The sequence below is a fragment of the Amycolatopsis sp. NPDC051045 genome, from assembly GCF_040682955.1.
Taxonomy (GTDB): Bacteria; Actinomycetota; Actinomycetes; order Mycobacteriales; family Pseudonocardiaceae; genus Amycolatopsis.
In genome coordinates this window covers 22,315-44,814 of sequence record NZ_JBFBCC010000039.1, presented here as the reverse complement: position 1 = coordinate 44,814, position 22,500 = coordinate 22,315, and the positions used below count along the sequence as shown (strand labels likewise).

22 protein-coding genes are annotated in these 22,500 nt (G+C 71.8%); 17 read left to right on the top strand and 5 right to left on the bottom strand.

Annotated elements, in window-relative coordinates; translation table 11 throughout:
- Positions 1 to 104 precede the first annotated feature (104 nt).
- The gene (locus AB0M80_RS42245) at positions 105 to 1,274 is read right to left on the bottom strand and encodes an MFS transporter (RefSeq protein ID WP_364576177.1); all 1,170 of its coding nucleotides are present in this window, start codon (positions 1,272 to 1,274) and stop codon (positions 105 to 107) included.
- Positions 1,275 to 1,354: 80 nt separating this feature from the next.
- On the opposite strand from AB0M80_RS42245, the gene AB0M80_RS42240 reads away from it, so the two are divergent.
- The gene (locus tag AB0M80_RS42240) at positions 1,355 to 1,894 is read left to right on the top strand and encodes an ABATE domain-containing protein (protein WP_364576176.1); all 540 of its coding nucleotides are present in this window, start codon (positions 1,355 to 1,357) and stop codon (positions 1,892 to 1,894) included.
- Between the two features lie 64 nt (positions 1,895 to 1,958).
- Here the strand turns inward: AB0M80_RS42240 and AB0M80_RS42235 are convergent, their stop codons facing one another.
- Positions 1,959 to 2,393, bottom strand: a complete 435-nt coding sequence (locus AB0M80_RS42235; RefSeq protein WP_364576175.1) for an OsmC family peroxiredoxin — start codon at positions 2,391 to 2,393, stop codon at positions 1,959 to 1,961.
- On the bottom strand, positions 2,380 to 2,838 hold the full coding sequence (locus tag AB0M80_RS42230) for a MarR family transcriptional regulator (protein WP_364576174.1): 459 nt from the start codon (positions 2,836 to 2,838) through the stop codon (positions 2,380 to 2,382). The genes AB0M80_RS42235 and AB0M80_RS42230 overlap by 14 nt, the downstream gene beginning before the upstream one ends.
- Before the next feature lie 81 nt (positions 2,839 to 2,919).
- Between AB0M80_RS42230 and AB0M80_RS42225 the strand changes: the two genes are divergently transcribed.
- The gene (locus AB0M80_RS42225; protein ID WP_364576173.1) at positions 2,920 to 3,426 is read left to right on the top strand and encodes a DinB family protein; all 507 of its coding nucleotides are present in this window, start codon (positions 2,920 to 2,922) and stop codon (positions 3,424 to 3,426) included.
- Here AB0M80_RS42225 and AB0M80_RS42220 read toward each other — a convergent pair.
- On the bottom strand, positions 3,413 to 4,174 hold the full coding sequence (locus tag AB0M80_RS42220; RefSeq protein ID WP_364576172.1) for a DUF1295 domain-containing protein: 762 nt from the start codon (positions 4,172 to 4,174) through the stop codon (positions 3,413 to 3,415). The two genes, AB0M80_RS42225 and AB0M80_RS42220, sit on opposite strands and share 14 nt — an antisense overlap.
- Positions 4,174 to 5,439: a cyclopropane-fatty-acyl-phospholipid synthase family protein gene (locus AB0M80_RS42215; RefSeq protein ID WP_364576171.1), complete on the bottom strand. Its 1,266-nt coding sequence runs from the start codon at positions 5,437 to 5,439 to the stop codon at positions 4,174 to 4,176. Before AB0M80_RS42215 ends, AB0M80_RS42220 begins: the two co-directional genes overlap by 1 nt.
- Positions 5,440 to 5,521: 82 nt before the next feature.
- On the opposite strand from AB0M80_RS42215, the gene AB0M80_RS42210 reads away from it, so the two are divergent.
- The 15 genes from AB0M80_RS42210 to AB0M80_RS42140 all read left to right on the top strand — a co-directional run bounded on the left by AB0M80_RS42210 (position 5,522) and on the right by AB0M80_RS42140 (position 22,383).
- Positions 5,522 to 6,790, top strand: coding sequence for an FAD-dependent oxidoreductase (locus AB0M80_RS42210; RefSeq protein WP_364576170.1), 1,269 nt, complete (start codon positions 5,522 to 5,524; stop codon positions 6,788 to 6,790).
- Positions 6,784 to 7,518: a DUF1365 domain-containing protein gene (locus tag AB0M80_RS42205; RefSeq protein WP_364576169.1), complete on the top strand. Its 735-nt coding sequence runs from the start codon at positions 6,784 to 6,786 to the stop codon at positions 7,516 to 7,518. The genes AB0M80_RS42210 and AB0M80_RS42205 overlap by 7 nt, the downstream gene beginning before the upstream one ends.
- On the top strand, positions 7,511 to 8,119 hold the full coding sequence (gene sigK, locus AB0M80_RS42200; RefSeq protein ID WP_364576168.1) for an ECF RNA polymerase sigma factor SigK: 609 nt from the start codon (positions 7,511 to 7,513) through the stop codon (positions 8,117 to 8,119). Before AB0M80_RS42205 ends, sigK begins: the two co-directional genes overlap by 8 nt.
- An 11-nt stretch (positions 8,120 to 8,130) precedes the next feature.
- Positions 8,131 to 8,883: an anti-sigma factor gene (locus tag AB0M80_RS42195; protein WP_364576178.1), complete on the top strand. Its 753-nt coding sequence runs from the start codon at positions 8,131 to 8,133 to the stop codon at positions 8,881 to 8,883.
- A gap of 240 nt (positions 8,884 to 9,123) precedes the next feature.
- The gene (gene ftsZ, locus AB0M80_RS42190) at positions 9,124 to 10,431 is read left to right on the top strand and encodes a cell division protein FtsZ (RefSeq protein WP_364576167.1); all 1,308 of its coding nucleotides are present in this window, start codon (positions 9,124 to 9,126) and stop codon (positions 10,429 to 10,431) included.
- A gap of 89 nt (positions 10,432 to 10,520) precedes the next feature.
- Positions 10,521 to 11,225: a peptidoglycan editing factor PgeF gene (pgeF, locus tag AB0M80_RS42185; RefSeq protein WP_364576166.1), complete on the top strand. Its 705-nt coding sequence runs from the start codon at positions 10,521 to 10,523 to the stop codon at positions 11,223 to 11,225.
- On the top strand, positions 11,222 to 11,938 hold the full coding sequence (locus tag AB0M80_RS42180; protein WP_364576165.1) for a YggS family pyridoxal phosphate-dependent enzyme: 717 nt from the start codon (positions 11,222 to 11,224) through the stop codon (positions 11,936 to 11,938). Before pgeF ends, AB0M80_RS42180 begins: the two co-directional genes overlap by 4 nt.
- Before the next feature lie 97 nt (positions 11,939 to 12,035).
- The gene (gene sepF / locus AB0M80_RS42175) at positions 12,036 to 12,635 is read left to right on the top strand and encodes a cell division protein SepF (protein ID WP_364576164.1); all 600 of its coding nucleotides are present in this window, start codon (positions 12,036 to 12,038) and stop codon (positions 12,633 to 12,635) included.
- A 115-nt stretch (positions 12,636 to 12,750) separates the two neighbouring features.
- The gene (locus AB0M80_RS42170) at positions 12,751 to 13,026 is read left to right on the top strand and encodes a YggT family protein (RefSeq protein ID WP_013224824.1); all 276 of its coding nucleotides are present in this window, start codon (positions 12,751 to 12,753) and stop codon (positions 13,024 to 13,026) included.
- A 52-nt stretch (positions 13,027 to 13,078) separates the two neighbouring features.
- The gene (locus tag AB0M80_RS42165) at positions 13,079 to 13,933 is read left to right on the top strand and encodes a DivIVA domain-containing protein (RefSeq protein ID WP_364576163.1); all 855 of its coding nucleotides are present in this window, start codon (positions 13,079 to 13,081) and stop codon (positions 13,931 to 13,933) included.
- Positions 13,934 to 14,057: 124 nt separating this feature from the next.
- A complete protein-coding gene (locus tag AB0M80_RS42160) occupies positions 14,058 to 14,663 on the top strand; it encodes a hypothetical protein (RefSeq protein ID WP_364576162.1) in 606 nt (201 codons plus the stop codon).
- Positions 14,664 to 14,992: 329 nt separating this feature from the next.
- A complete protein-coding gene (ileS, locus tag AB0M80_RS42155; RefSeq protein WP_364576161.1) occupies positions 14,993 to 18,151 on the top strand; it encodes an isoleucine--tRNA ligase in 3,159 nt (1,052 codons plus the stop codon).
- Between the two features lie 82 nt (positions 18,152 to 18,233).
- A complete protein-coding gene (locus tag AB0M80_RS42150) occupies positions 18,234 to 19,859 on the top strand; it encodes a penicillin-binding transpeptidase domain-containing protein (protein ID WP_364576160.1) in 1,626 nt (541 codons plus the stop codon).
- A gap of 192 nt (positions 19,860 to 20,051) precedes the next feature.
- The gene (locus AB0M80_RS42145) at positions 20,052 to 20,807 is read left to right on the top strand and encodes a metalloregulator ArsR/SmtB family transcription factor (protein WP_364576159.1); all 756 of its coding nucleotides are present in this window, start codon (positions 20,052 to 20,054) and stop codon (positions 20,805 to 20,807) included.
- 97 nt (positions 20,808 to 20,904) lie between these two features.
- On the top strand, positions 20,905 to 22,383 hold the full coding sequence (locus AB0M80_RS42140; RefSeq protein WP_364576158.1) for a potassium/proton antiporter: 1,479 nt from the start codon (positions 20,905 to 20,907) through the stop codon (positions 22,381 to 22,383).
- The last annotated feature ends 117 nt before the right edge of the window (positions 22,384 to 22,500 follow it).

Sequence of the window (22,500 nt, the reverse complement as noted above, 5' to 3'; positions counted from 1 at the left end):
CTCATCGCCATCGACGGCAACTACGACGACGTCAACCGCCTGGCCACCGAGCTCGCCGGCGAGCACCCGACGCGAACCGAGCCACCCCACCGTCGAGCGGCGGTTCAGACGCGCGTGCGAGCCATCCCGGCCAGGCCGAGCAGCGGGAGCACGCCGGCGAACACGACGACCGCCGTCCAGCCGCCGAGGTGGTAGGCGACCGAGCCCGCCTGCGAGCCGATCGCGCCACCGATGAAGAACGTGCCCAGGTAGACGCTGTTGATCCGGGCGCGGGCCGACGGGTCGAGCTGGTAGATCGTGTGCTGCCCGACCACCAGCGTGGTCTGCACGGCCGTGTCGACGGCGATCGCGGCGATCGCCAGCAGGACGACGCTGTGCGCGCCGAACCCGGCGAGGGCGAAGGCGGCGGCGCAGAGCACGAAGGCGCCCGCGGTGAGCGGCCGGCCGTGGCCGTGGTCCGACCACCGCCCGGCCAGCGGCGCCACCGCGGCACCGGCGGCTCCGGCCAGCGCGAAGAGCCCCACGCCCAGCTGGGAGTAGTTGAAGGGCGGCGCGGTCAGGACGAAGGCGATGGTCGTCCAGAACGCGCTGAACGCGCCGAACATCGCCGACTGGTAGAGGGCGCGGTGGCGCAGCGGCGGGTGTTTCCGCGCCATGGCGAAGGTGGAGCGGATCAACCGGCCGTAGCGGACGTCGGTCTTCGGTGCGCGACGGGGCAGGATGAACCGCAGCACGACGGCGAGCCCCGCCATCGCCCCCGCCGAGATCAGGAACACGACGCGCCAGCTGGTCACTTCGGCGAGCAGGCTGGCGACGACGCGGGAGAGCAGGATGCCGAAGAGCAACCCGCTCACGACCCGGCCGACGATCCGCCCGCGGATGTCGTCGGGCGAGATGTCGGCGGCGAACGGGATGAGGATCTGCACGACGACCGACGCCGCGCCGACGGCGAGGGAGGCGATCAGCAGCACGGCGAACCCGGGCGCGACCCCGGTGACGACCAGGCCGGCGCAGGCGACCGCGAGCAGCGTCGCGACGAGGCCGCGGTTCTCGAGCCGGTCGCCGAGCGGCACGAGCAGCAGCATCCCGGCGGCGTACCCGATCTGGGTGGCGGTGACGACCCCGCCGGCGGCGGCCTCCCCGACGCCGAAGGTCTGCCGCAGCTCGGCGAGCAGCGGCTGGGCGTAGTAGAGGTTGGCGACGGTCAGTCCACAAGAGACGGCCAGCAGCAGCACGAGCCACCCCGGCGGCGCCTCTTGCTTGGTCTCGGTCATCGCGCCCCCAGGATCGTGGAACCGGTTTGATCGGTTCCCGACGGTACCAGTCAAACCGGTTCCGGCGTACGGTGACCCGTATGACGGACAGATTCCGCGCGGGCGCGGGTCGGCTGTGCCTCGACTTCATCCGGACGCTGCGGTACCGGGGCACGCCGGCGGAGTCGGAGGAACTCCCGGACGCGGCGGCGTGGGGGGCGTGGATCGACCAGCTGGGACCGTTCTCGTCCCCGGTGCGGCCCGCTTCGGTCCGTGACGCGCAGGCGTTGCGCGAGGCGATCCACGAGCTGCTCACCGGTTCGCTGCGCCCCTTGTCGCGGCAGCGGCTGAACCGCTTCGCGGCGCTGCCGGTGCCTGCGCCTTCGCTGACGCCGTCGGGAGAACTGCGCTGGCAGGCGCCGGATCCGGCGTCGGCGATGCTGGCCCTGCTGGCCCGGGACGCGCTGGAGCTGGTGACGTCGCCGGAGTTCGCGAGGGTCCGGCGGTGTGCGGGGGCTCATTGCGGGGCGTTGTTCCTGGACACGTCCCGGCCGGGGACGCGGCGGTGGTGCTCGATGGAGATCTGCGGCAACCAGGCGAAGAAGTCGACTTATCGAGCCAAGGATGGGGCCCGCGGCTAGCGCCCCAAGGTGGCCTTGGTTGCGTCGGGCGCAACCAAGGCCACCTTGGCGTTCGTGGGTGGGCTCAGGCGAGGGCCGCGTCCATGGTGATCGTCGTCCCGGCCAGCGCCTTCGACACCGGGCACGTCTTCTCCGCCGTCTCCGCGTACTCCGCGAACTGCTCCGCCGACACGCCCGGGATCGAAGCCCGCAGGGTGATCGCGATGCCGCTGATCTCGAAGCCGCCGCCCTTGGCCGGGCCGAGCGTGACTTCGGCGCTCACGTCGATCGAGTCCGCCGTGAGGTTCTGGGACTCCAGCACGCCCGACAGGTTCATCGCCAGGCAGGACGAGTGCGCCGCCGCGATGAGCTCCTCGGGGCTCGTCTGGCCGTCCGGGTTGCCCGCGCGGGTCGGGAACGAGACGGAGAACGTGCCGGCGTTGGACGAGTCGAGCGTGACCTCGCCCTTCCCGTTCTGCAGTCCGCCGGTCCAGTGGGTGGTCGCGTCACGGCTGGGCATCGAAGCCTCCAGATGAGTACGCGGCGGCCGACGCCGTCAGCCGTCGCAGGGTGTCGATCAGTTGCCGCCGCTCGGTTTCGTCGAGGCCCAGTGCGCAGCCGATCGCCGACGGGACGCCCGCGGCGCGCGTGCGCGCCGCCCGGCCCTCGTCGGTCAGGCTGATCACCACCGTGCGTTCGTCCGCGGGCAAGCGCGTCCGCGTCACCAGCCCGTTGGCCTCGAGTCGCTTGAGCAGTGGGGAAAGCGTGCCGTAGTCCAGGTGCAGCGCCTCGCCGATCTCCTTGACCGGCCGGGCGTCGGACTCCCACAGCACCAGCAGCACCAGGTACTGCGGGTAGGTGAGGCCCAGCTCGCCCAGCAGGGGACGGTACGTGTCCGTCACCGCGCGCGACGCCGCGTAGAGCGCGAAGCAGGCTTGCTCGTCCAAGAGGAACTCATCCGGCACGCTCCTGAACCTAGCCCGCAATTACATCGCGCGCAAGGTATTTGTCGGAAATTGTCGGACCCTGCTGGCAGAGTTCCGGCCATGACCCCACGACCGCAGCGCCCGAAGGTCCCGCTCACCGGCGACGAGCGGGAGATCAGCACCAGCCTCCTCGACTACCACCGCGCGACGGTCGCCTGGAAGTGCGGCGGGCTGACCGACGAGCAGGCCCGGCGCGTCCACCTGCCCAGCGAGCTGACCACCGTCGCCGGCCTGGTCGCCCACCTCACGCTCAACGAATGGTTCTGGTTCGGCGTGGTGGTCGACGGTGAGGAGGACACCTGGGAGGAGAAGCTCGAGCAGGACCCGGACGCGGAGTTCCGCGTTCCGCCCGGCACGTCGGTCGAGCAGCTCCTCGCCGGCTACGAAAAGCAGTGCGCCCGCAGCCGCGAAATCACTGCCGCTCACGACCTGTCGGACGAGGTGACGCACAAGGACGAGACCTTCAACGTCCGCTGGGTCCTCACGCACATGATCGAGGAGACCGCGCGGCACGTCGGCCACCTCGACGTGCTGCGCGAGCTGACCGACGGCCTCACCGGAGAGTGACCTTCTTGGGCGGCAACGGGAAGAACCCGCTGGTCCGCTCGACGTAGTGCGCGTACGCCGGGCGCGTTCGTGCCATGCCCTTTTCCAGCATCGGTTTTCCGGTCCCGCGGACGAGGGTGAAAGTCATCGCCACGGGGGAGAGGATGGTCGCCGCGCCCGGCCACATCGAGCAGGCCAGCAGGTAGAGGCCCCACCACACGCACGCGTCGCCGAAGTAGTTCGGGTGCCGCGTGTACCGCCACAGCCCGGTGTCCAGCACGCGACCGCGATGGCCCGGATCGGCCTTGAACCGGCGCAGCTGCTCGTCGCCGACCGTCTCGAACCCGAACCCGATCGCCCAGACGGCGACGCCGAGCCAACCCAGGACGCCGAACCCGGTGCCGTCCACCGCGAACTGCACCGGCAGCGAAACGAAGTACAGCACCACGGCCTGGAACAGGTACACGCGGACGAACATCCGCAGCGGCCCCGAACCCATCCGCGCGTACCTCGGGTCCTCCGGCAGCTTGTGGTTGCGCAGGTGCAGGTGCACGGAGAGCCGCACGCCCCAGACCACCGCCAAGACGACGACCACGAGCCGCAGCGACAGCGGGCCGTCCCCGAGCGGGAACGCCACGAGTGCGACGATCGCGAAGCCGAGCCCCCAGAACGTGTCGATCGTGTCGTACCGCTTGCGCGCCCGCGCGATCGCGAAGGTCACGACCACCGCCACGAGCGTGGCGGCGGCCGTGACGAGCAACTGCGGCATCAGGACCAGTCCCGCGTCGCGGGCATGCCGCTCGAGCCGTCGGCGCGCGGCCGCACGGCCAGGATCTGGTCCACGCCCATCCGGTTCTCCTCGAACGCCAGCGCCCCGCCCACCAGGTACAGCCGCCAGACCCGCGCGCCCGTCTCGCCGATGAGCGCGACGACGTCGGCCCAGTTCTCCTCCAGGGTGTCGGCCCAGGCCCGGACCGTCCACACGTAGTGCTCGCGCAGCGCGTGCACGTCCCGCACCTCGAGCCCGGCCGCCTCCAGGTGCCCGACGGTCCGGCCCACCGGGCGCATGGTCATGTCCGGGGCGATGTAGCGCTCGATGAACGCGCCGCCGCCCGGAGCGACGTTCCCCCGGGCCATCTGCTGGAGCAGCACGCGCCCGCCCGGCTTCACCATGCGGTGCAGCGTCGCCGCGTACGCCGGGTAGTTGAGCTCGCCGACGTGCTCGCCCATCTCGATCGACGCGACCGCGTCGAACGGCGGGTCCGGCAGCTCCCGGTAGTCCTGGCGGCGCACCTCGACGCGGTTGCCCAGGTCGTGCTGCGCGAGCCGGCCGCGGACGTGCTGCAGCTGCTCGGCCGACAGCGTGATGCCGACGGCCTCGACGCCGTGGTGCTTCGCCGCGTGGACGAGCAGGGCGCCCCAGCCGCAGCCGATGTCCAGCAGCCGCATGCCCGGCCGCAGTCCGAGCTTGCGGCAGATGAGCTCCAGCTTGTCGTGCTGGGCCTGCGCGAGGCTCGACGAGCCGGACGTGAAGTACGCGCTGGAGTAGGCCATCGACTCGTCCAGCAGCAGCTGGTAGAAGGCGTTGCCGAGGTCGTAGTGGTGGGCGATGGCGGACCGGTCGCGCCGGAGGCTGTGCAGCTTCCCGGACAACCGGGCCTCTTCGGCCGGCGGCTTCGGCGGGAGCCCGGCGACGCCGAGCCGGGCGGCCAGCTTGACGGCCTCCGCCCACTCGCGCGGCCCCAGTCCGACCCGGTCGGGCGCGCCTGTGCGGGTGAGGGCCCGGATCCGGCGGAAGCCGTCCGCCAGGTCTCCTTCGACGTCGAGGTCCCCGGTGACGTAGGCCCGGGCGAGCCCCAGTTCGCCCGGGGCGTAGAGCAGGCGGCGCAGGGCGCGGCGGTTGCGCAGCACGACGGTGGGCGCGTCCACCGGGCCGGCGCGGGTTCCGTCCCAGGTCCGCAGGCCGACCGGGAGCGGCCCGCCGAGGAGCTTCCCGGCGAACGAGGCGAGACGGTGCGCGGTGCTGTACGGCATGTCCGGGATTCGCGCCGCGCGACGCCGCGGATTGGTCGGCCGCCGCGGCAATCCGGCCGGACCGCGGTCCCGAAGCACCGGTGTGGAGATCACCGGAGAACGCATCGGCGTCATCGGCAGCGGGGTGGCCGGGCTGACCGCGGCTTACCTGCTGCAACGCAAGTACGAAGTGCTGCTGTTCGAGGCCGACGATCGCCTGGGCGGGCACGCGCACACGCACGACGTGCCGAGCTCGCGGGGTGGCACCACCGGTGTGGATTCCGGCTTCATCGTCCACAACGAGCGGACCTATCCGACGCTGCTGAAGCTGTTCGCCGAGCTGGGGGTGCGGACCCGCGACACCGAGATGTCGATGAGCGTCCGCTGTGACGGCTGCGGCCTGCAGTACGCCGGCGCCAAGGGCGTGGCCGGGCTGTTCGCCCAGCGTGGCAACGCCTTCCGTGGCCGGTACCTGCGGATGCTGACCGAGGTGAAGCGGTTCCACCGGCACGCGAAGCGGCTGCTGGCGGCGAAGGACGCCGGGGGCCTCACGCTCGGCGCGTTCCTCGCCGTCGGCGGCTACACCCGCTACTTCGTCGACCACTTCATGCTGCCGCTGGTGTCCACGGTCTGGTCGGCCGACCGCACCGACACCCTGCGGTACCCGGCGCGGTACCTGTTCGAGTTCCTCCGCAACCACGGCATGCTCTCGGTGCGGAACTCGCCGTCCTGGCGGACCGTCGCCGGCGGTTCCCGCGAGTACGTCGAACGCGCCGCGAAGCAGCTCACCGCCGTCCACCTGTCGACGCCGGTGCGGTCGGTGCTGCGGACCGCGGGCGGCGCCGAGATCCGCGACGACGCCGACACGCCGCACCGGGTCGGCAAGGTCGTCCTCGCCACCCACGCCGACCAGGCCCTGTCGCTGCTGGCCGAGCCGACCGCCGCCGAGCGCGAGGTGCTCGGCGCGTTCCGGTATTCGGCCAACGAAGCCTGGCTGCACACCGACACCCGGGTGCTGCCCTCGCTGACCCGCGCCAGGGCCGGGTGGAACTACCGCGCTCCCGCCTGCGGCGCGCCCACCGGCGCGGTGCAGGTCAGCTACGACATGAACCGCCTGATGCGGCTCGACGAGCCGACCGGCTACGTCGTCACGCTCAACCCCGGCGACGGTCCCGGCCCGGAGCACCTGATCGCGCGGATGCGGTACGAGCACCCGGTCTACACGCCGGAATCCGTTGCCGCGCAACGACGGCTGCCCGAACTCAACGACGGCGTGCTCGCCTACGCGGGCGCCTACCACGGCTGGGGCTTCCACGAAGACGGCTGTTCCTCGGGCGCCCGCGCCGCCGGGAGCCTGGGGGTGACGTGGTGACGAACGCGCTCTACGACGCCACGGTCGCGCACGTGCGCCGGATCGATCCGCCGCACGCGTTCGTCCACCGCGTGTACCTGTGGCGGGTCGACCTGGCCGATCTCCCGCGGCTGCCGTGGTGGCTGCGGCCGCTCGCGCGGTTCGACCGGCGCGACCACTTCGCGGCCGGTGACCCGCGCGGCATCCGGCAGAAGCTGGACGCGTGGCTCGCCGAGCGCGGCGTCGACCTGCGCGGCGGCCGGGTCGTGATGCTGGCCGCCGCGCGCGTGCTCGGGTACGCGTTCAACCCCATCAGCGTCTACTGGTGCCACGACCCGGACGGCCGCCTCGCCTGTGTCGTCGCCGAGGTGCACAACACCTACGGCGGCCGCCACGCCTACCTGCTGCACCCGGACGAGGCCGGCCGCGCCCGCGCGGCCAAGGCGTTCTACGTCTCGCCGTTCCAGGAGATGGACGGCGAGTACCGGATGTGCCTGCCGCACCCGGGGGCGCTGCTCGACCTCACGGTGGCGTTGCGCCGGGGGACGGCCACGCCGCTGGTCGCTACGCTGCGGGGAGTTCGCCGCCCGGTGAACCCGCGGTGGCTGGCCCGGCTCGTCCTGGCCCGGCCGCTGCTCCCGCAGCGGGTGTCCGCGCTGATCCGCCGCCACGGCGTCACGCTGTGGCTGCGGAAGGCCGCGGTCGTGCCACGCACCCCGCAGAACGCCGGAGGACAGCTGCATGGATGAGCCGGCCCGCCCGCGCCACATCGCTCCGGTGCCCTCCGAAGACGGACCCGCCGGGCCGTCGTCGGAAGAACTCATGGTGCGCGTCGCCAAGGGGGACGAGCGGGCCTTCGAGCTGCTCTACGACCAGCTCGCCGGGCCGATCTTCGGGCTCGTCCGGCGGATCGTGCGCGACGCGGCCCAGTCCGAAGAGGTCGCCCAAGAGGTGCTCGTCGAGCTGTGGCGGACCGCGACGCGGTACGCGCCGGACAAGGGCTCGGCGCTGAACTGGGCGATGACGCTGGCGCACCGCCGCGCGGTCGACCGCGTCCGCTCGGCGCGCGCCAGCACCGAGCGGGAGCAGAAGGCGACCTTCGAAGCCGCCCGCGGCCGCCCGTTCGACGAGGTCGCCGAGTCCGTCGCGGCGCGGCTCGAACGTTCCCAGGTGCGCCGGTGCCTGTCCTTCCTGACCGATCTGCAGCGCGAGTCCGTGCTGCTCGCCTACTACCAGGGCTATACGTATCGCGAGGTGGCCGAAGTGCTGTCGACGCCGCAAGGCACCATCAAGACGCGGCTGCGGGACGGGCTGATCCGCCTGCGGGACTGCCTGGGGGTGACCGCTTGAGCACGCCGGAGATGCACACCCTGGCCGGCGCCTTCGCCCTCGACGCGGTGTCCGACGTCGAGCGGGCGGAGTTCGCCCGCCACCTCGAGCAGTGCGACTCGTGCGCGCAGGAGGTCGCCGAGCTGCGCGCGACCGCGGCCCGGCTGGGCGCGGCGATGGCCGAGGAGCCGCCGCCGGAGTTCAAGGACCGCGTCATGACCGCCATGCACGCCACCCGCCAGCTGCCGCCGCGGACCCGGCCCGGCGCGCCCGACCGGCACCGCCGCTCGGCGCGGGCCCCGCGCTGGGCGGTCGTCGTGTCGGCCGCGGCCGCCGTCGCCGGGCTCGCCGCGGGCGGGGTGTTCGGCGGGATCGCGCTGAACCAGCAGCAGGAGCTGCGGACCGCGCAGAGCCGGCTCGACCAGGCCAGGCAGCAGTACGCCCCGGTGACGGCGCTGCTCGCCGCCCCGGACGCGAAGACCGTGCACGGCGAGGCGCCGATCGGCGGCGGGGTGACGGTCGTCCTGTCGCGGTCGCAGGACCGCGTGATGGTGATGGACGCCGGGCTGCCGTCGCAGCCGGGCAAGGTGTACGAGGCCTGGCTGATCACCGGCTCGGACGCGCCGCGCCCCGCCGGGGTGATCGCCGCGGCCGGCGGCGGTGGCCTGGTCGTGGCGGACGGCGTGGGCCGCGCCGACAAGCTCGCGGTGAGCGTCGAACCGCCCGGCGGCTCGCCCACCGGGACGCCCACGGAGGTCCTGATGAGCATGCCCGTGCCGGCCTGATCCCGCCCCATAGCAGACCGGTCCGGGGCGGTGTTCCGGGCTCCCTGCTCTTGCGCGCTCGAACGTGTTGTGGCAAAACACCTTTGCGACACACGGCGTGCCTACTGGATTAGAGCGTGCCTGGTGCCTACCGTCCTGCCTAACGTCGGCAGTTGACATAACTCTCAATCTGGGGTTGAGGTTGAGAGTGATCACGGCCGGCGGGCTGTACGGGCACAACGATCAGGAAGGCGGACTTCGATGACGCCCCCGCACAACTACCTTGCGGTGATCAAGGTGGTCGGCATCGGCGGTGGCGGCGTGAACGCCGTGAACCGCATGATCGAGGTCGGCCTCAAGGGCGTCGAGTTCATCGCGGTGAACACCGACGCCCAAGCACTGCTCATGTCCGACGCCGACGTCAAGCTGGACATCGGCCGCGAGCTGACCCGTGGCCTCGGCGCGGGCGCCGCCCCGGAGGTCGGCCAGCGGGCCGCCGAAGACCACCGCGAAGAGATCGAAGAGGTCATCAAGGGCGCCGACATGGTGTTCGTGACCGCGGGCGAGGGTGGCGGTACCGGCACCGGTGGCGCGCCCGTCGTGGCGCAGATCGCCCGCAAGCTGGGCGCGCTGACCATCGGCGTCGTGACCCGCCCGTTCACCTTCGAGGGCAAGCGCCGCGGCAAGCAGGCCGAAGACGGCATCCAAGCGCTGCGCAACGAGTGCGACACGCTGATCGTGATCCCGAACGACCGGCTGCTGCAGCTCGGCGACATCGGCGTGTCGCTGATGGACGCGTTCCGCTCCGCGGACGAGGTGCTGCTGTCCGGTGTCCAGGGCATCACCGACCTGATCACCACCCCGGGCCTGATCAACCTCGACTTCGCCGACGTCAAGAGCGTCATGTCCGGCGCGGGCTCCGCGCTGATGGGCATCGGCTCGGCGCGCGGCGAGGGCCGGGCCATCCAGGCCGCGGAGAAGGCGATCAACTCGCCGCTGCTGGAGGCGTCGATGGACGGCGCCCACGGCGCGCTGCTGTCCATCGCGGGCGGCTCCGACCTGGGCCTGTTCGAGATCAACGAGGCCGCGTCGCTGGTGCAGGAGTCCGCGCACCCGGACGCCAACATCATCTTCGGCACGATCATCGACGACTCGCTCGGCGACGAGGTCCGCGTCACGGTGATCGCCGCCGGGTTCGACGCCGGCGCGCCGACGCACAAGAAGCTGGACCCGTCGATGTTCGGCTCCGGCGCCCGCGCGTCCTCGACCACGGCGTCGGCCTCGGCCGGGCAGGTCTCGAACCAGCAGACGCCGCCGTCGGGTGCCACCCCGGTCCCGTCGGCGGGCAGCTCCGGCTACCCGGTGGCGCCGCCGCGGTCGCACTCGCCGCTGCCGTCGGCCACGGGCAACCAGCCGTCCGGCGGGCTCCCGCAGCCCGGCGGCGGTTCGCGCGGCTACTCGCCGCTCGGCTCCAACGCGACCCAGGGCAGCCTGCCCGGGCGCGCGATGCCGGTGCACGACGACCCGTCGGACGACGAGGTCGACGTTCCGCCGTTCATGCGGCGCTAGCGACTCCCGCGGCTCAAGTCCGTGAATGCCACCTTGAGGGACGTCACGTCCCTCAAGGTGGCATTCACGGCTTTGGAAGGATGGGGCACATGCGGGTTCGGCGAGTGGTCACGACCAGGGCGGGCGGCGCGTCACGGCCGCCCTACGACACCTTCAACCTGGGTGACCACGTCGGCGACGACGAGGGGAACGTCTACGCCAACCGCAAGCGCCTGGCCGCCGAGCTGGGCCTGACCGAGGACAAGCTGGCTTGGATGGAGCAGGTCCACGGCCGCACGGCGACGATCGTCGACGGCTCGGAGATCCGCGCGGCGGAGGCGACCGACGCCCTGGTGACCGCGACCCCGGGGGTCGCGCTCGTGGTGCTCGTCGCCGACTGCGTGCCGATCATGCTGGCCGACGCCGAGGCCGGGGTGGTCTCGGCGGTGCACGCCGGGCGGGTCGGCACGCGGGTCGGCGTCGTCCCGGCCGCCGTCGCCGCCATGCGCGAGGTGGGTGCCGAGCCGCACCGGATCGAAGCCCTGCTCGGCCCGGCCATCTGCGGCGACTGCTACGAGGTCCCGGCCGCGATGGCCGCCGACGTCGAGAAGCACGTCCCGGGCAGCGCCTGCAAGACCCGCTCGGGCACCCCCGGCCTCGACCTGCGCGCCGGGCTCTGGCGGCAGCTCGCCGACCTCGGCGTCGGCAAGATCGGCGTCGACCCGCGGTGCACGAACGAGGACAAAACGCTCTTCAGCTACCGCCGCGACGGGACCACCGGGCGGATCGCGGGCATCACCTGGGTCGAAGCATGAGCGCCGCCGACCGCAAGGCCGAGCTGGCCGAGAACCTGGCCGAGGTCGAGGAGCGGATCGCCGACGCCTGCCGGGCCGCCGGGCGCGCCCGCGAGGAGGTCAAGCTGATCGCGATCACGAAGACCTTCCCCGCGTCCGACGCCGCGCTGCTGGCCGAGCTCGGCGTCACGGATGCCGGCGAGAACCGCGACCAGGAGGCCGGCCCGAAAGCTGCCGAAGTCACCGGGCTGCGGTGGCACATGGTCGGCCGGCTGCAGCGGAACAAGGCGCGGTCCGTGGTCGGGTGGGCACACCAAGTGCAGTCCCTCGACTCCGCGCGGCTGGCCGACGCGCTCGCGAAGGCGGTCGTATCCGCGCGGGACGCCGGCAAACGTGACGAACCCCTCGACGTGCTGATCCAGGTCAGCCTCGACGACGCCCCCGGGCGCGGCGGCTGTCCGCTCGCCGAGCTGGCCGCCCTCGCCGACCGCGTCGCGCACGCGGAAGAGCTGCGGCTTCGCGGCCTGATGGCCGTCGCCCCGCTGGGCGCCGATCCCGCCGCCGCCTTCGAGCGGCTCGCCCGGGCAGCGGAGGGACTCCGAAAAGATCACCCGAATGCCACGGAAGTCTCCGCCGGGATGAGCCATGATCTCGAGCAGGCGATCACGCACGGCTCGACGTGTGTGCGTGTCGGAACCGCGCTGCTCGGTGGACGCGGTTTAGCCTCGCCGTAGGGAGCTCGCGCGGTCGTCACGTTTCGTATCCGCCCGCGCGGGGCACTGACGGCGTGGACATGCGTTGGTGCGGGAGCGGCTAGGGCTAGGGAGAGGCATGAGCGCGCTGCAGAAGCTGAAGGCCTACTTCGGGATGGTGCCCGCTGACGATGACGGCTACGACGTCGAGGACGACTACCGGCGCGGCTACGACGACGACTACGACTCCTACGAGGAGCCGGCTCCTCGGCCGCCGCGCTCACGGTACCGCGACGTCGACGACACGTACGACGAGCCCGTCACCCGCAGCCGGTCACGCTCCGTGGCCGGCTCGGAGCCTGCAGTCCACGGCGCGCTCGCGATGGACCGGCAGCCGGAGCCCGTGGCGCGCCTGCGACCGGTCACCGAGCCGGTCGTGCGCCAGCCGGTGCGTGACCCGTTGAGCCGGATCACCACTCTGCACCCGACCAGTTACGCGGAGGCGCGCGCGATCGGGGAGCACTACCGCGAGGGCATCCCGGTGATCATGAACCTCACCGAGATGGAGAACGCGGACGCGAAGCGGCTCGTCGACTTCGCCGCCGGGCTGGCGTTCGCGCTCCGCGGGTCGATGGACAAGGTCACCAACAAGGTGTTCCTTCTCTCACCGCCCGATGTGGACGTCACGGCGGAAGACCGCCGGCGGATTGCCGAGGGCGGATTGTTTTTGCGGGGCTGAAGTCGCTCGGACCGCTGAGCGCAAGCAGACGTGACTTTGTCGACCCGATCAGGGGTCGACCCCCTCAACTGCGTCTTCCGAGAGGACGCCCGGTTAGAGTAGGCATGTGGAAGCTGTGTGGCTGGTCGTCTGGTACGTGCTGTTCGCCTTCTGGCTGCTGCTCACGGCGCGGATCGTGGTCGAACTCGTCCGGACCTTCGCCCGTGAGTGGCATCCGGCCGGAGGGGTTGCGGTCACGCTCGAGACCATCTACACAGTGACGGACCCGCCGGTTCGGTTGTTCAGACGGATCATTCCGATGGTTCGAATCGGCGGCGTCGGACTGGACTTGTCGATTATGGTGCTGCTGTTGGTTGTGTTCTTCGCGATGCAACTGGCGACTCCAAGTTGATCGGGGAAACTTGGGTGGACCCTGCAGGCCATGGAGTGCGTGAGGTGATCTGATGTCGTTGACCCCCGCTGACGTGCATAACGTTGCGTTCAGCAAGCCGCCCATCGGCAAGAGGGGCTACAACGAGGACGAGGTGGACGCGTTCCTCGACCTGGTGGAGACCGAGCTTGCCCGGTTGATCGAGGACAACAACGAGCTGCGCCAGCAGATGGAGCAGCTCGACGCCGAGCTCGAGTCGACTCGTAGCGAGCTCGAAAACGCCAAGGCGAACGTCGGTGCGCCCCCGATGCGTGAAGAGCCGTCCCGGCGCTTGGCGCCGGTGCCGCCGCCGCAGTCCGCCATGGAGCAGACCCAGGCGCACTCGATGGTCGCCGACAGCACCGAGCCGAACGTGCAGGCCGCCAAGGTCCTGGGCCTGGCCCAGGAGATGGCGGACCGGCTGACCGCCGAGGCGAAGACCGAGTCCGACGGGATGCTGGCCGAGGCCCGCACCAAGTCCGAGCAGCTGCTCTCGGACGCCCGGGCGAAGTCCGACTCGATGGTCAACGAGGCCCGCACCCGGGTCGACACGATGCTGAACGACGCGCGGACCCGGGCGGAGACGCTGGAGCGCCAGGCGCGCGACAAGGCGACGACGCTGGAGCGCGAGTCGCAGCGGAAGTACACCGAGACGATGAACAGCCTCAACTCCGAGAAGAGCGGGCTGGGCAAGAAGATCGAAGAGCTGCGCACGATCGAGCGGGAGTACCGCACGAGGCTGCGCGGGTTCCTCGAATCCCAGCTGCGCGAGCTCGACGACCGCGGTTCCGCGGCCCCCGCGTCGGCCTCTTCGAACTCCGGGCAGTCGTCCGGTTCGACGAGCGGCGGCCAGGGCTACTCGTTCGGCCCGCGGGCCGAAGCAGGCTGAGTTTCCGCTCCGGGTTCACCCCACCGACGTCCGCCGGTGGGGTGAACCACGGTTCGGAGTCGATCCGGTACCACCCGTGGGCGGGTCGTGGTCCGCTCCCGGGTGGTTCGTGTTGTAATTCAGCGTGCTCTACATCGTGCTGGTCCTGGTACTGGCGGCTCTGGGGTTGCTCGTCACGGCGCTGATCACCGCTTCTTCGCTGTGGGCGTGGGTTTCCATCGGCCTTTCGGTGCTGGCCGGGTTGATCCTGGTCGCGGACTGGCTGCGCCGCCGTCGCCGGCCCACCGATCGGGTGAATCCCGAGGCTTCTGTCGCTCCTGTCACATCTGATGCTCCCGTTGCGCCGGACGGCTCCGCCCCGGAGCCGGAAAAACCGGCCGAAGAAGAACAGACCACCCTGATCCCGGCCTCCGGTGACCTGGGTGACCCGGCCGACACCCCCGAGCCCGCCCCCGCCGATGCTCCGGCCGACGCTTCAGCCGAGGCCGAAACGACGGACGACGCCGACCCGGGGGAGGAAGAGACCCCGGAGGCCGACGCCGCCGTCCTGGCCGACCTCGAGGACGAGGTCGTGGTGGTCGACGAGCACCCGCGCTACCACCTGCGGACGTGCGGCTGGGTCGGCACCCGCGACACGATCCCGATCGGCGTGGGCGAGGCCCGCCAGCTCGGCTTCACCCCCTGCGACCGCTGCCGCCCCAACGCGACCCTGGTGGCCGCCCACCGCTGACACGGCGTCAAGGGGCGAGATCGGCCCGGCCGAGGTGGGTGTCCAGGGTGCCCCTCGTGACAACCCGGTTGCGCGGGCCGGTTAACCTGGTGGGCAACACGGCGTCGATCCGGCCATCACCGGGGAGCCTCCGGAAGAACCGAGCGTGAGCTCGCAGTAGAACCGGACGGGTGCGGCCCGTGACAGCCGTCGAACGAGCGGCCCGGAGAGCACGACGCCGGGCAAGCGGGGTGGTACCGCGGTGCGCCGCCAGGCGTTTCGTCCCCGTGTGGGTGACCGGTGCGGGAGCCGGTCGTCCGTACGTGAGCGACGAACCGAGGAGCACCCGGATGTACCCCCAGGCCCAGCTCGACGACGGCGCAGGAGTTCCGTCCCAGCCGTCGTTCCCCGCACTGGAGAAGCAGGTCCTCGCCTACTGGGAGACGGACCGGACGTTCCAGGCGAGCATCGACGCGCGCCCCACGGGCGAACACGGCGACAACGAGTACGTCTTCTACGACGGCCCGCCGTTCGCCAACGGCCTGCCGCACTACGGCCACCTGCTCACCGGGTACGTCAAGGACCTGGTGCCGCGCTACCAGACGATGAAGGGCCGCAAGGTCGAGCGCCGGTTCGGCTGGGACACCCACGGCCTGCCCGCCGAGCTCGAGGCCATGCGCCAGCTCGGCATCACCGAGACGTCCGAGATCGAAGAGATGGGCATCGCGAAGTTCAACGCGGCTTCGCAGGAGTCCGTCCTCCGCTACACCGACGAGTGGCGCGAGTACGTCACCCGCCAGGCTCGCTGGGTCGACTTCGACAACGACTACAAGACCCTCGACGTCACCTACATGGAGTCGGTGCTCTGGGCGTTCAAACGCCTGTGGGACAAGGGACTCGTCTACGAGGGCTACCGCGTCCTGCCGTACTGCTGGCGCGACGCGACGCCGCTGTCCAACCACGAGCTGGGCATGGACTCCGACGTCTACCGCAACCGCCAGGACCCGGCCGTCACGGTCGGTTTCCGCTTGCAGGGCAACGGGAACGAGCTCGACGGCACCTACCTGCTGATCTGGACGACGACGCCGTGGACGCTGCCGTCCAACCTCGCCACCGCCGTGCACCCCGAAGTGCAGTACGTCGTCGTGGAGAGCGAAGGCAAGCGGTTCTTGCTCGCCGAAGCGCGGGTGGCCGCGTACGCACGTGAACTCGGCGAAGAGCCGGCGATCGTCGCGCACTACACCGGCGCGCAGCTGCTCGGAACCCGTTACGCGCCCCCGTTCCCGTACTTCACCGGCACCGAGAACGCGCACCAGGTGCTGGCCGCCGACTACGTCACCACCGACGACGGCACCGGGATCGTCCACATCGCACCCGCGTACGGCGCCGACGACAAGCTCGTCACCGACGCCGCCGGCATCCCGCCGGTGACGCCGGTCGACGCGCACGGCAAGTTCGACGCGACCGTGCCGGACTACGAGGGTCAGCAGGTCTTCGACGCCAACCCGAACATCGTGCGGGACCTCAAGAACGGCACGGGTTCCGCGGCGCAGCAGGGTGCTTTGCTGCTGCGGCACGAAACCTACGACCACTCGTACCCGCACTGCTGGCGCTGCCGCAACCCGCTGATCTACCGCGCGGTGTCGTCGTGGTTCGTCGCGGTGACGCAGTTCAAGGACCGGATGGTCGAGCTGAACCAGCAGATCACCTGGTACCCGGAGAACGTCAAGGACGGCCAGTTCGGGAAGTGGCTGGAGAACGCCATCGACTGGTCGATCTCCCGCAACCGGTACTTCGGCACGCCGATCCCGGTGTGGCAGTCCGACGACCCGGCCTACCCGCGCACCGACGTCTACGGCTCGCTCGACGAGCTGGAGGCCGACTTCGGCGTGCGGCTGGACAACCTGCACCGGCCCTACATCGACGAGCTGACCCGGCCGAACCCGGACGACCCGTCGGGTGAGTCCACGATGCGCCGCGTCCCGGACGTCCTCGACGTCTGGTTCGACTCGGGTTCGATGCCGTACGCCCAGGTGCACTACCCGTTCGAGAACGCCGAGTGGTTCGAGCACCACTACCCGAGCGACTTCATCGTCGAGTACATCGGGCAGACCCGCGGCTGGTTCTACCTGCTGCACGTGCTCGCGACGGCGCTGTTCGACCGGCCGGCGTTCCGCACCTGCGTCTCGCACGGCATCGTGCTGGGCTCGGACGGCGCGAAGATGTCCAAGTCGCTGCGCAACTACCCGGACGTCAACGAGGTCTTCGAGCGCGACGGCTCCGACGCCATGCGCTGGTACCTGATGGCGAGCCCGATCCTGCGCGGCGGCAACCTCGTCGTCACCGACAAGGGCATCCGCGACGCCGTCCGCCAGGCCGTGCTGCCGCTGTGGAACTCGTACTACTTCCTCGCGCTGTACGCGAACGCCGAGGGCGTGGACGGCCGGTGGCGCACGGACTCGCCGAACGTGCTCGACCGGTACGTCCTGGCGAAGACGCACGAACTGGTCACCGACGTCGAGTACGCGATGGACAGCTACGACGTCGCCGGCGCGTGCCAGACCGTGCGGGACTTCCTCGAGGTCCTGACGAACTGGTACGTGCGCCGCTCGCGGGACCGCTTCTGGGCGGGCGACAAGGACGCGATCGACACGCTGCACACCGTGCTCGAGGTGACGTCGCGGGTGGCCGCGCCGCTGCTGCCGCTGACCACCGAGGTGGTCTGGCGCGGCCTCACCGGCGGCCGCTCGGTGCACCTGACCGACTGGCCGAACGCGAACGACCTGCCCGCGGACGCGGCGCTGGTCACCGCGATGGACCGGGTGCGGCAGGTGGCGTCGTCGGCGCTGTCGCTGCGGAAGTCGAACAAGCTGCGCGTGCGGCTGCCGCTGTCTTCGCTGGTCGTGGCGGCCGCCGACGCCGACTCGATGGCGCCGTTCGCCGACATCCTGCGGGACGAGGTGAACGTCAAGGAGGTCGAGCTGACCACCGACGTCGCCGCGCACGGCGGGTTCGAGGTCGCGGTGAACGCCCGCGCCGCCGGCCCGCGCCTGGGCAAGGACGTCCAGACGGTGATCAAGGCGGTCAAGGCGGGCGACTGGTCGTTCCGGGGCGGCGCCGTCGTCGCGGCCGGCATCGCGCTGCACGAGGGCGAATTCGAGCGGCGGCTGGTCGCCAAGGGCGGTGGCGCGGCGGCGGAGCTGCCCGGCGGGTCCGGGCTGGTCCTGATCGACACCGAGGTGACGCCGGAGCTGGCGGCCGAGGGCCTGGTCCGCGACCTGGTCCGCGTCGTGCAGCAGGCCCGCCGGGACGCCGGGCTCGACGTCGCCGACCGGATCGCGCTGACGGTCGACGCGCCTGCCGATGTCGTGGCGGCGGCGCAGCGGCACGAGGAGTTCCTCGCGTCGGAGACGCTGGCGACGTCGGTGACCTACGGCCCGGCGGGCGACGGCTTCGCGGGCACGGTCGGCGACGGTACGAAGGTGACCGCGGCGGTGGTGAAGGCCTGATTGCCGGGGGTGGCCGGTAGGGTGCAGACTCGACCGGCCACCCCCGTTCCGGGGGCGGCACCTTGGGGGAGGGGTACGCGGAATGAGTCCGGCCAAAAGACGGGGCATCCTGATCGGCGGCGCCCTGCTGGTCGTCGTGGTGCTGGTGGCCGCGTTCTTCCTGCTGAACGGCGGGAGTTCGGCACCCGAAGCGGCCACCGGGGCGACCGCGGTGGAGAGCCCCGGCGCACACGACCCGAACTCGGCGATCACCGAGTACCTGCAGGACCTGTCCGAGAACAACCCCGACGCGGCCGCCCGGCTGACCGACGACAACGCGGCTGCCGCGGTGGCCCTGCGGAGCACGCGGAACACGCTGAGCCCGGCGTCGGTGGCCGCCAAGCTCGCCGTCCTGCAGCCGACCGCGGCCGGGGCGAAGCAGACGAGCGGCACGTTCAGCCTGTCGTGGACGCTGAAGCCGGGCCAGGTCTGGACCTACGACGTGCCGTTCGAGCTCGCCCAGGCCGGCGGCAAGTGGCTCGTGCACTGGGCGCCGTCGCTGCTGCACCCGAAGCTGGAGGCGGGCCAGCGGCTGGTGATCAGCACCGCCGCGCAGGACACCACCGCGGTCGCCGACCGCGACGGCAAGCCGCTGCTCATCAGCGGCGCCGGCGGCGTGCGGCCGGTGGACGGCAACCCGGCCCCGCTGCTGCGCTCGGCGCTCACCGGGCAGGTCACGGCCGCGGCCGGCGGGGGCTTCGCCGTCGAGCGCGTCGACACCGGCGGGAAGAGCGTCGAGACGCTGTTCGGGAAGACGTCGGCCGAAGGGGCGAAGCCGCTCGTGTCGAGCCTGAGCCTGGCTGCGCAGAGCGCGGCCCAGGCCGCGGTGGACGGCTACCAGGGGTCGGCGATGCTCGTCGCCCTCGACACGGGTTCGGGCGACATCCTCGCCGTCGCGCAGAACGCCGCCGCCGGGAACGCCCCGAAGGCGCTCAACGGCCTGTACGAGCCGGGTTCGTCGTTCAAGATCGCCACGGCGGTGGCGGCGGTCCAGCAGAGCGGCCTCACCGCGGCTTCGCCGGTCGACTGCCCCGGCGTCGCGACGATCGGCACGCGGACGGTCAAGAACGAGGGCTTCGAGCTGGGCGCGACGAACCTGCAGACGGCGTTCGCGCGCTCCTGCAACACGACGTTCGGGCAGCTCGCGCTCGGGCTGCCCGCGGACGGGCTGAAGAAGGCGGCTGACGAACTCGGCCTCAACGCCGACTACGAGATCCCCGGGCTGAAGACCGAACTGGGGAAGGTCGAACCCGCCGCGAGCAAGGACGAGCAGGTCGAGGACGGGTTCGGCCAGGGGCGGATCCAGGCCAGCGCCCTCGGCGGCGCGCTGATGGCCGCCACGGTCGCCACCGGCAAGGCGATCACGCCGAGGCTGTGGCACGACCTCGAGACCACGGTGGTCAAGGGCTACTCGCCGCCGCCGGCGTCGGCGCTCGGCGAGGTGCGGAAGCTGATGCGCGCGGTGGTGACCAGCGGCACCGGCCACGCGGCCGCCTCCGCCGGGAACGTCTTCGGCAAGACCGGCACCGCCCAGTTCGGCGACGGCAAGCAGGCCACCGGCTGGTTCGTCGGCTACCGCGGGAACGTGGCCTTCGCGGTGGTCCTGGAGGACTCGAACGACTCGGGCCCGGCCGTCCAGCTGGCGGCCAAGTTCCTCAAGGCCCGCTGACGCCCCGAACCGGACGACACGCGCACTCACCCGGACGACACGCGTACGCAGCCGGACGACACACCGACGCCCGCAGCGCGGTCATCGTGTCGTCCGCCTGGGTACGCGTGTCGTCCGTCCAGGTACGCGTGTCGTCCGGCTGGGTGCGAAGGTTCGGCCGCGGGCGAAGGGTGCGGGCCGTAGCGTGGGGGCATGGAGACGATCGCGCTGGCCGAGGTGGCCGCGGTGCTCGCCGACCCGAGCCGGGCCACCATGTGCCTCGTGCTGCTGGACGGGCGGGCTTGGACGGTCGGTGAGCTCGCGAAGGCAGCCGGGATCGCGCTCTCGACGGCCAGCGAGCACGTCACCCGGCTGGCCGGTGCCGGTTTCGTCGCCCGCGTCAAGCAGGGCCGCGCCAGCTACGTCCGGATCGCCGACCCGCGCGTGGCCGAGCTGATCGAGCACCTGGCCCAGCACGCCGTGACATTCGGGGCTCCGCCCCGGGCCGGGGACTCCGCCACCCGGAGCCCCCGAAAAACTTCCGGGCACCGGCCGGTGACGGGGCTGAAGTCGTCGCTGCGGGCGCGGCGGCTCGGGTTCGCGCGGACCTGCTACGACCACCTCGCCGGCGAACTCGGGGTCGCCCTCCGCGACGGCATGCTCGCCGCCGGCCTGCTCGACGTGGCCGGTGGGCTGGCGCTGACCCCGCGTGGCCGCGAGGTGCTGGCGGATCTCGGTGTGCCGGTCGCCGCCGGGCGGCGGGCGCTGCTGCGCGACTGTCTGGATTGGACGGAGCGCCGCGACCACCTCGCCGGGGCCCTGCCCGCGGCGCTGCTCGATCGGGCGGTCGACGCCGGCTGGGTGGCCCGCGACGGGCACCGCGCGGTCAAGGTGCTGCCGGCGGCGGGGGAGCCGTTCGCCGCCCTCGGTGTCGATCTGGACGCGCTCGGTGGCGTTGCGGGGCCTTAACACACCGGCTGTCCGGCGCCGGGCAGCGGGACACGAACGAGTTAACCTCGTCGCCTCACTATTCTGAGGGCCCCACGGCACTCGGGAGGGAGGCGGCATGGACCAGCTTCCCGTGCTGCTCGGCGTCGGCGGCGTCGTGCTCCTCGCCTCCGTGCTGGCCGTGCGCGTGTCGATCCGGCTCGGCCTGCCCTCGCTGCTGCTGTACCTGGGGATCGGCGTGCTGCTGGGCGAAGCCGGCTTCGGCGTCCGGTTCGACAACCCCGAGCTGACCCAGTCGCTCGGCCTCGCCGCGCTCGTCATGATCCTCGCCGAAGGCGGCCTGACCACCCGGTGGTCGGCCGTGAAACCCGCGCTGGGCAGCGGAATCGCACTGTCCACAGTGGCCGTCGTGGTGAGCGTGGCAGTCACCGGCGCGGCCCTGCACTGGCTGTTGGGCCTCGACTGGCGGCTGGCGCTGCTGTGGGGCGCGGTGCTCGCCTCCACCGACGCGGCCGCGGTGTTTTCGGTGCTGCGCACGGCGGGGATCGGCCAACGGCTCACCGGAACGCTCGAGCTCGAGTCGGGCATCAACGACGCGCCGGCCTACATCGCCGTCGTGGTGCTGGCCGAAGGCACCACTGTGGACTGGACGTTGCCCCTGCTGGTGGTCTACGAGCTGACGGCGGGCCTGGTCATCGGGCTGGCCTTCGGCTGGCTCGGCGGGTTCGCGCTGCGCCGGGCCGCGCTGCCGGCGACCGGGCTCTACCCGCTCGCCACGGTCGCGGTGTGCGTCGTGGCGTACTCGTCCGGGCAGCTGCTGCACGCGTCCGGGCTGCTCGCCACCTACGTCGCCGCGCTGGTGCTCGGCAATTCGCGGCTGCCGCACCGGTCGGACACGCTTTCGTTCGCCGAAGGACTGGGCTGGCTGGCGCAGATCGGGCTGTTCGTGCTGCTCGGCCTGTTCGCTTCGCCGGGCCGCCTGCTCGACGCGATCGTGCCGGGCCTGGTCGCGGGCGCGGTCGTGCTGCTGCTGGCGCGGCCGGTGTCGGTCGTGCTGTCGATGCTGCCGTTCCGGCTGCCGTGGCGGGAACAGGCGTTCCTGTCGTGGGCCGGGCTGCGCGGCGCCGTGCCGATCGTGCTCGCCATGATCCCGCTGTCGCAGGGCCTGCCGGGCGCGCAGCGGCTGGTCGACGCGGTGTTCGTGCTGGTCGTCGTGCTGACGTTGGTGCAGGGGGCGACGCTCGGCCCGCTCGCGCGCCGGCTCGGGCTGGCCAAGAAGTCCGAGGCGTACGAGATCGACGTCGACTCCGCACCGCTGGACGAGCTGGGGGCCGAACTGCTGCAGGTCCGCATCCAGCCCGGCTCGAAGCTGCACGGCGTCTACCTCTCCGAGCTGCGGCTGCCCGTCGGGGCGACGATCAGCCTGGTCGTGCGCGAAGGCACGGGCTTCACCCCGGAGAAGACCAGCCGGCTGCAGGAGCACGACCAGTTGCTGGTCGTCACGACGAGCGCCGTCCGCGACGCCGCCGAACGCCGGCTCCGCGCCGTCGACCGGGCCGGGCGCCTGGCTCGCTGGAGGGGCGAGTCCGGCCGGTAGCGGATCTTCGTGCCGCGAAGCCGGGCACTGTCGGCGGCTCCCTTCGGCGGCCACTGCCTGTGAGCGGCGTCTCAGAATGTGGGGCGGGGTTGGCCGCCGGGCGCACTCTCGGTTACC

Bases quoted from the DNA above. Each gene is read 5' to 3' on its own strand.
- AB0M80_RS42245 (WP_364576177.1), bottom strand. From the start codon at position 1,274: ATGACCGAGACCAAGCAAGAGGCGCCGCCGGGGTGGCTCGTGCTGCTG.
- AB0M80_RS42240 (WP_364576176.1), top strand. From the start codon at position 1,355: ATGACGGACAGATTCCGCGCGGGCGCGGGTCGGCTGTGCCTCGACTTC.
- AB0M80_RS42235 (WP_364576175.1), bottom strand. From the start codon at position 2,393: ATGCCCAGCCGTGACGCGACCACCCACTGGACCGGCGGACTGCAGAAC.
- AB0M80_RS42225 (WP_364576173.1), top strand. From the start codon at position 2,920: ATGACCCCACGACCGCAGCGCCCGAAGGTCCCGCTCACCGGCGACGAG.
- AB0M80_RS42220 (WP_364576172.1), bottom strand. From the start codon at position 4,174: ATGCCGCAGTTGCTCGTCACGGCCGCCGCCACGCTCGTGGCGGTGGTC.
- AB0M80_RS42215 (WP_364576171.1), bottom strand. From the start codon at position 5,439: ATGCCGTACAGCACCGCGCACCGTCTCGCCTCGTTCGCCGGGAAGCTC.
- sigK (WP_364576168.1), top strand. From the start codon at position 7,511: ATGGATGAGCCGGCCCGCCCGCGCCACATCGCTCCGGTGCCCTCCGAA.
- AB0M80_RS42195 (WP_364576178.1), top strand. From the start codon at position 8,131: ATGCACACCCTGGCCGGCGCCTTCGCCCTCGACGCGGTGTCCGACGTC.
- ftsZ (WP_364576167.1), top strand. From the start codon at position 9,124: ATGACGCCCCCGCACAACTACCTTGCGGTGATCAAGGTGGTCGGCATC.
- pgeF (WP_364576166.1), top strand. From the start codon at position 10,521: ATGCGGGTTCGGCGAGTGGTCACGACCAGGGCGGGCGGCGCGTCACGG.
- AB0M80_RS42180 (WP_364576165.1), top strand. From the start codon at position 11,222: ATGAGCGCCGCCGACCGCAAGGCCGAGCTGGCCGAGAACCTGGCCGAG.
- sepF (WP_364576164.1), top strand. From the start codon at position 12,036: ATGAGCGCGCTGCAGAAGCTGAAGGCCTACTTCGGGATGGTGCCCGCT.
- AB0M80_RS42165 (WP_364576163.1), top strand. From the start codon at position 13,079: ATGTCGTTGACCCCCGCTGACGTGCATAACGTTGCGTTCAGCAAGCCG.
- ileS (WP_364576161.1), top strand. From the start codon at position 14,993: ATGTACCCCCAGGCCCAGCTCGACGACGGCGCAGGAGTTCCGTCCCAG.
- AB0M80_RS42150 (WP_364576160.1), top strand. From the start codon at position 18,234: ATGAGTCCGGCCAAAAGACGGGGCATCCTGATCGGCGGCGCCCTGCTG.
- AB0M80_RS42145 (WP_364576159.1), top strand. From the start codon at position 20,052: ATGGAGACGATCGCGCTGGCCGAGGTGGCCGCGGTGCTCGCCGACCCG.
- AB0M80_RS42140 (WP_364576158.1), top strand. From the start codon at position 20,905: ATGGACCAGCTTCCCGTGCTGCTCGGCGTCGGCGGCGTCGTGCTCCTC.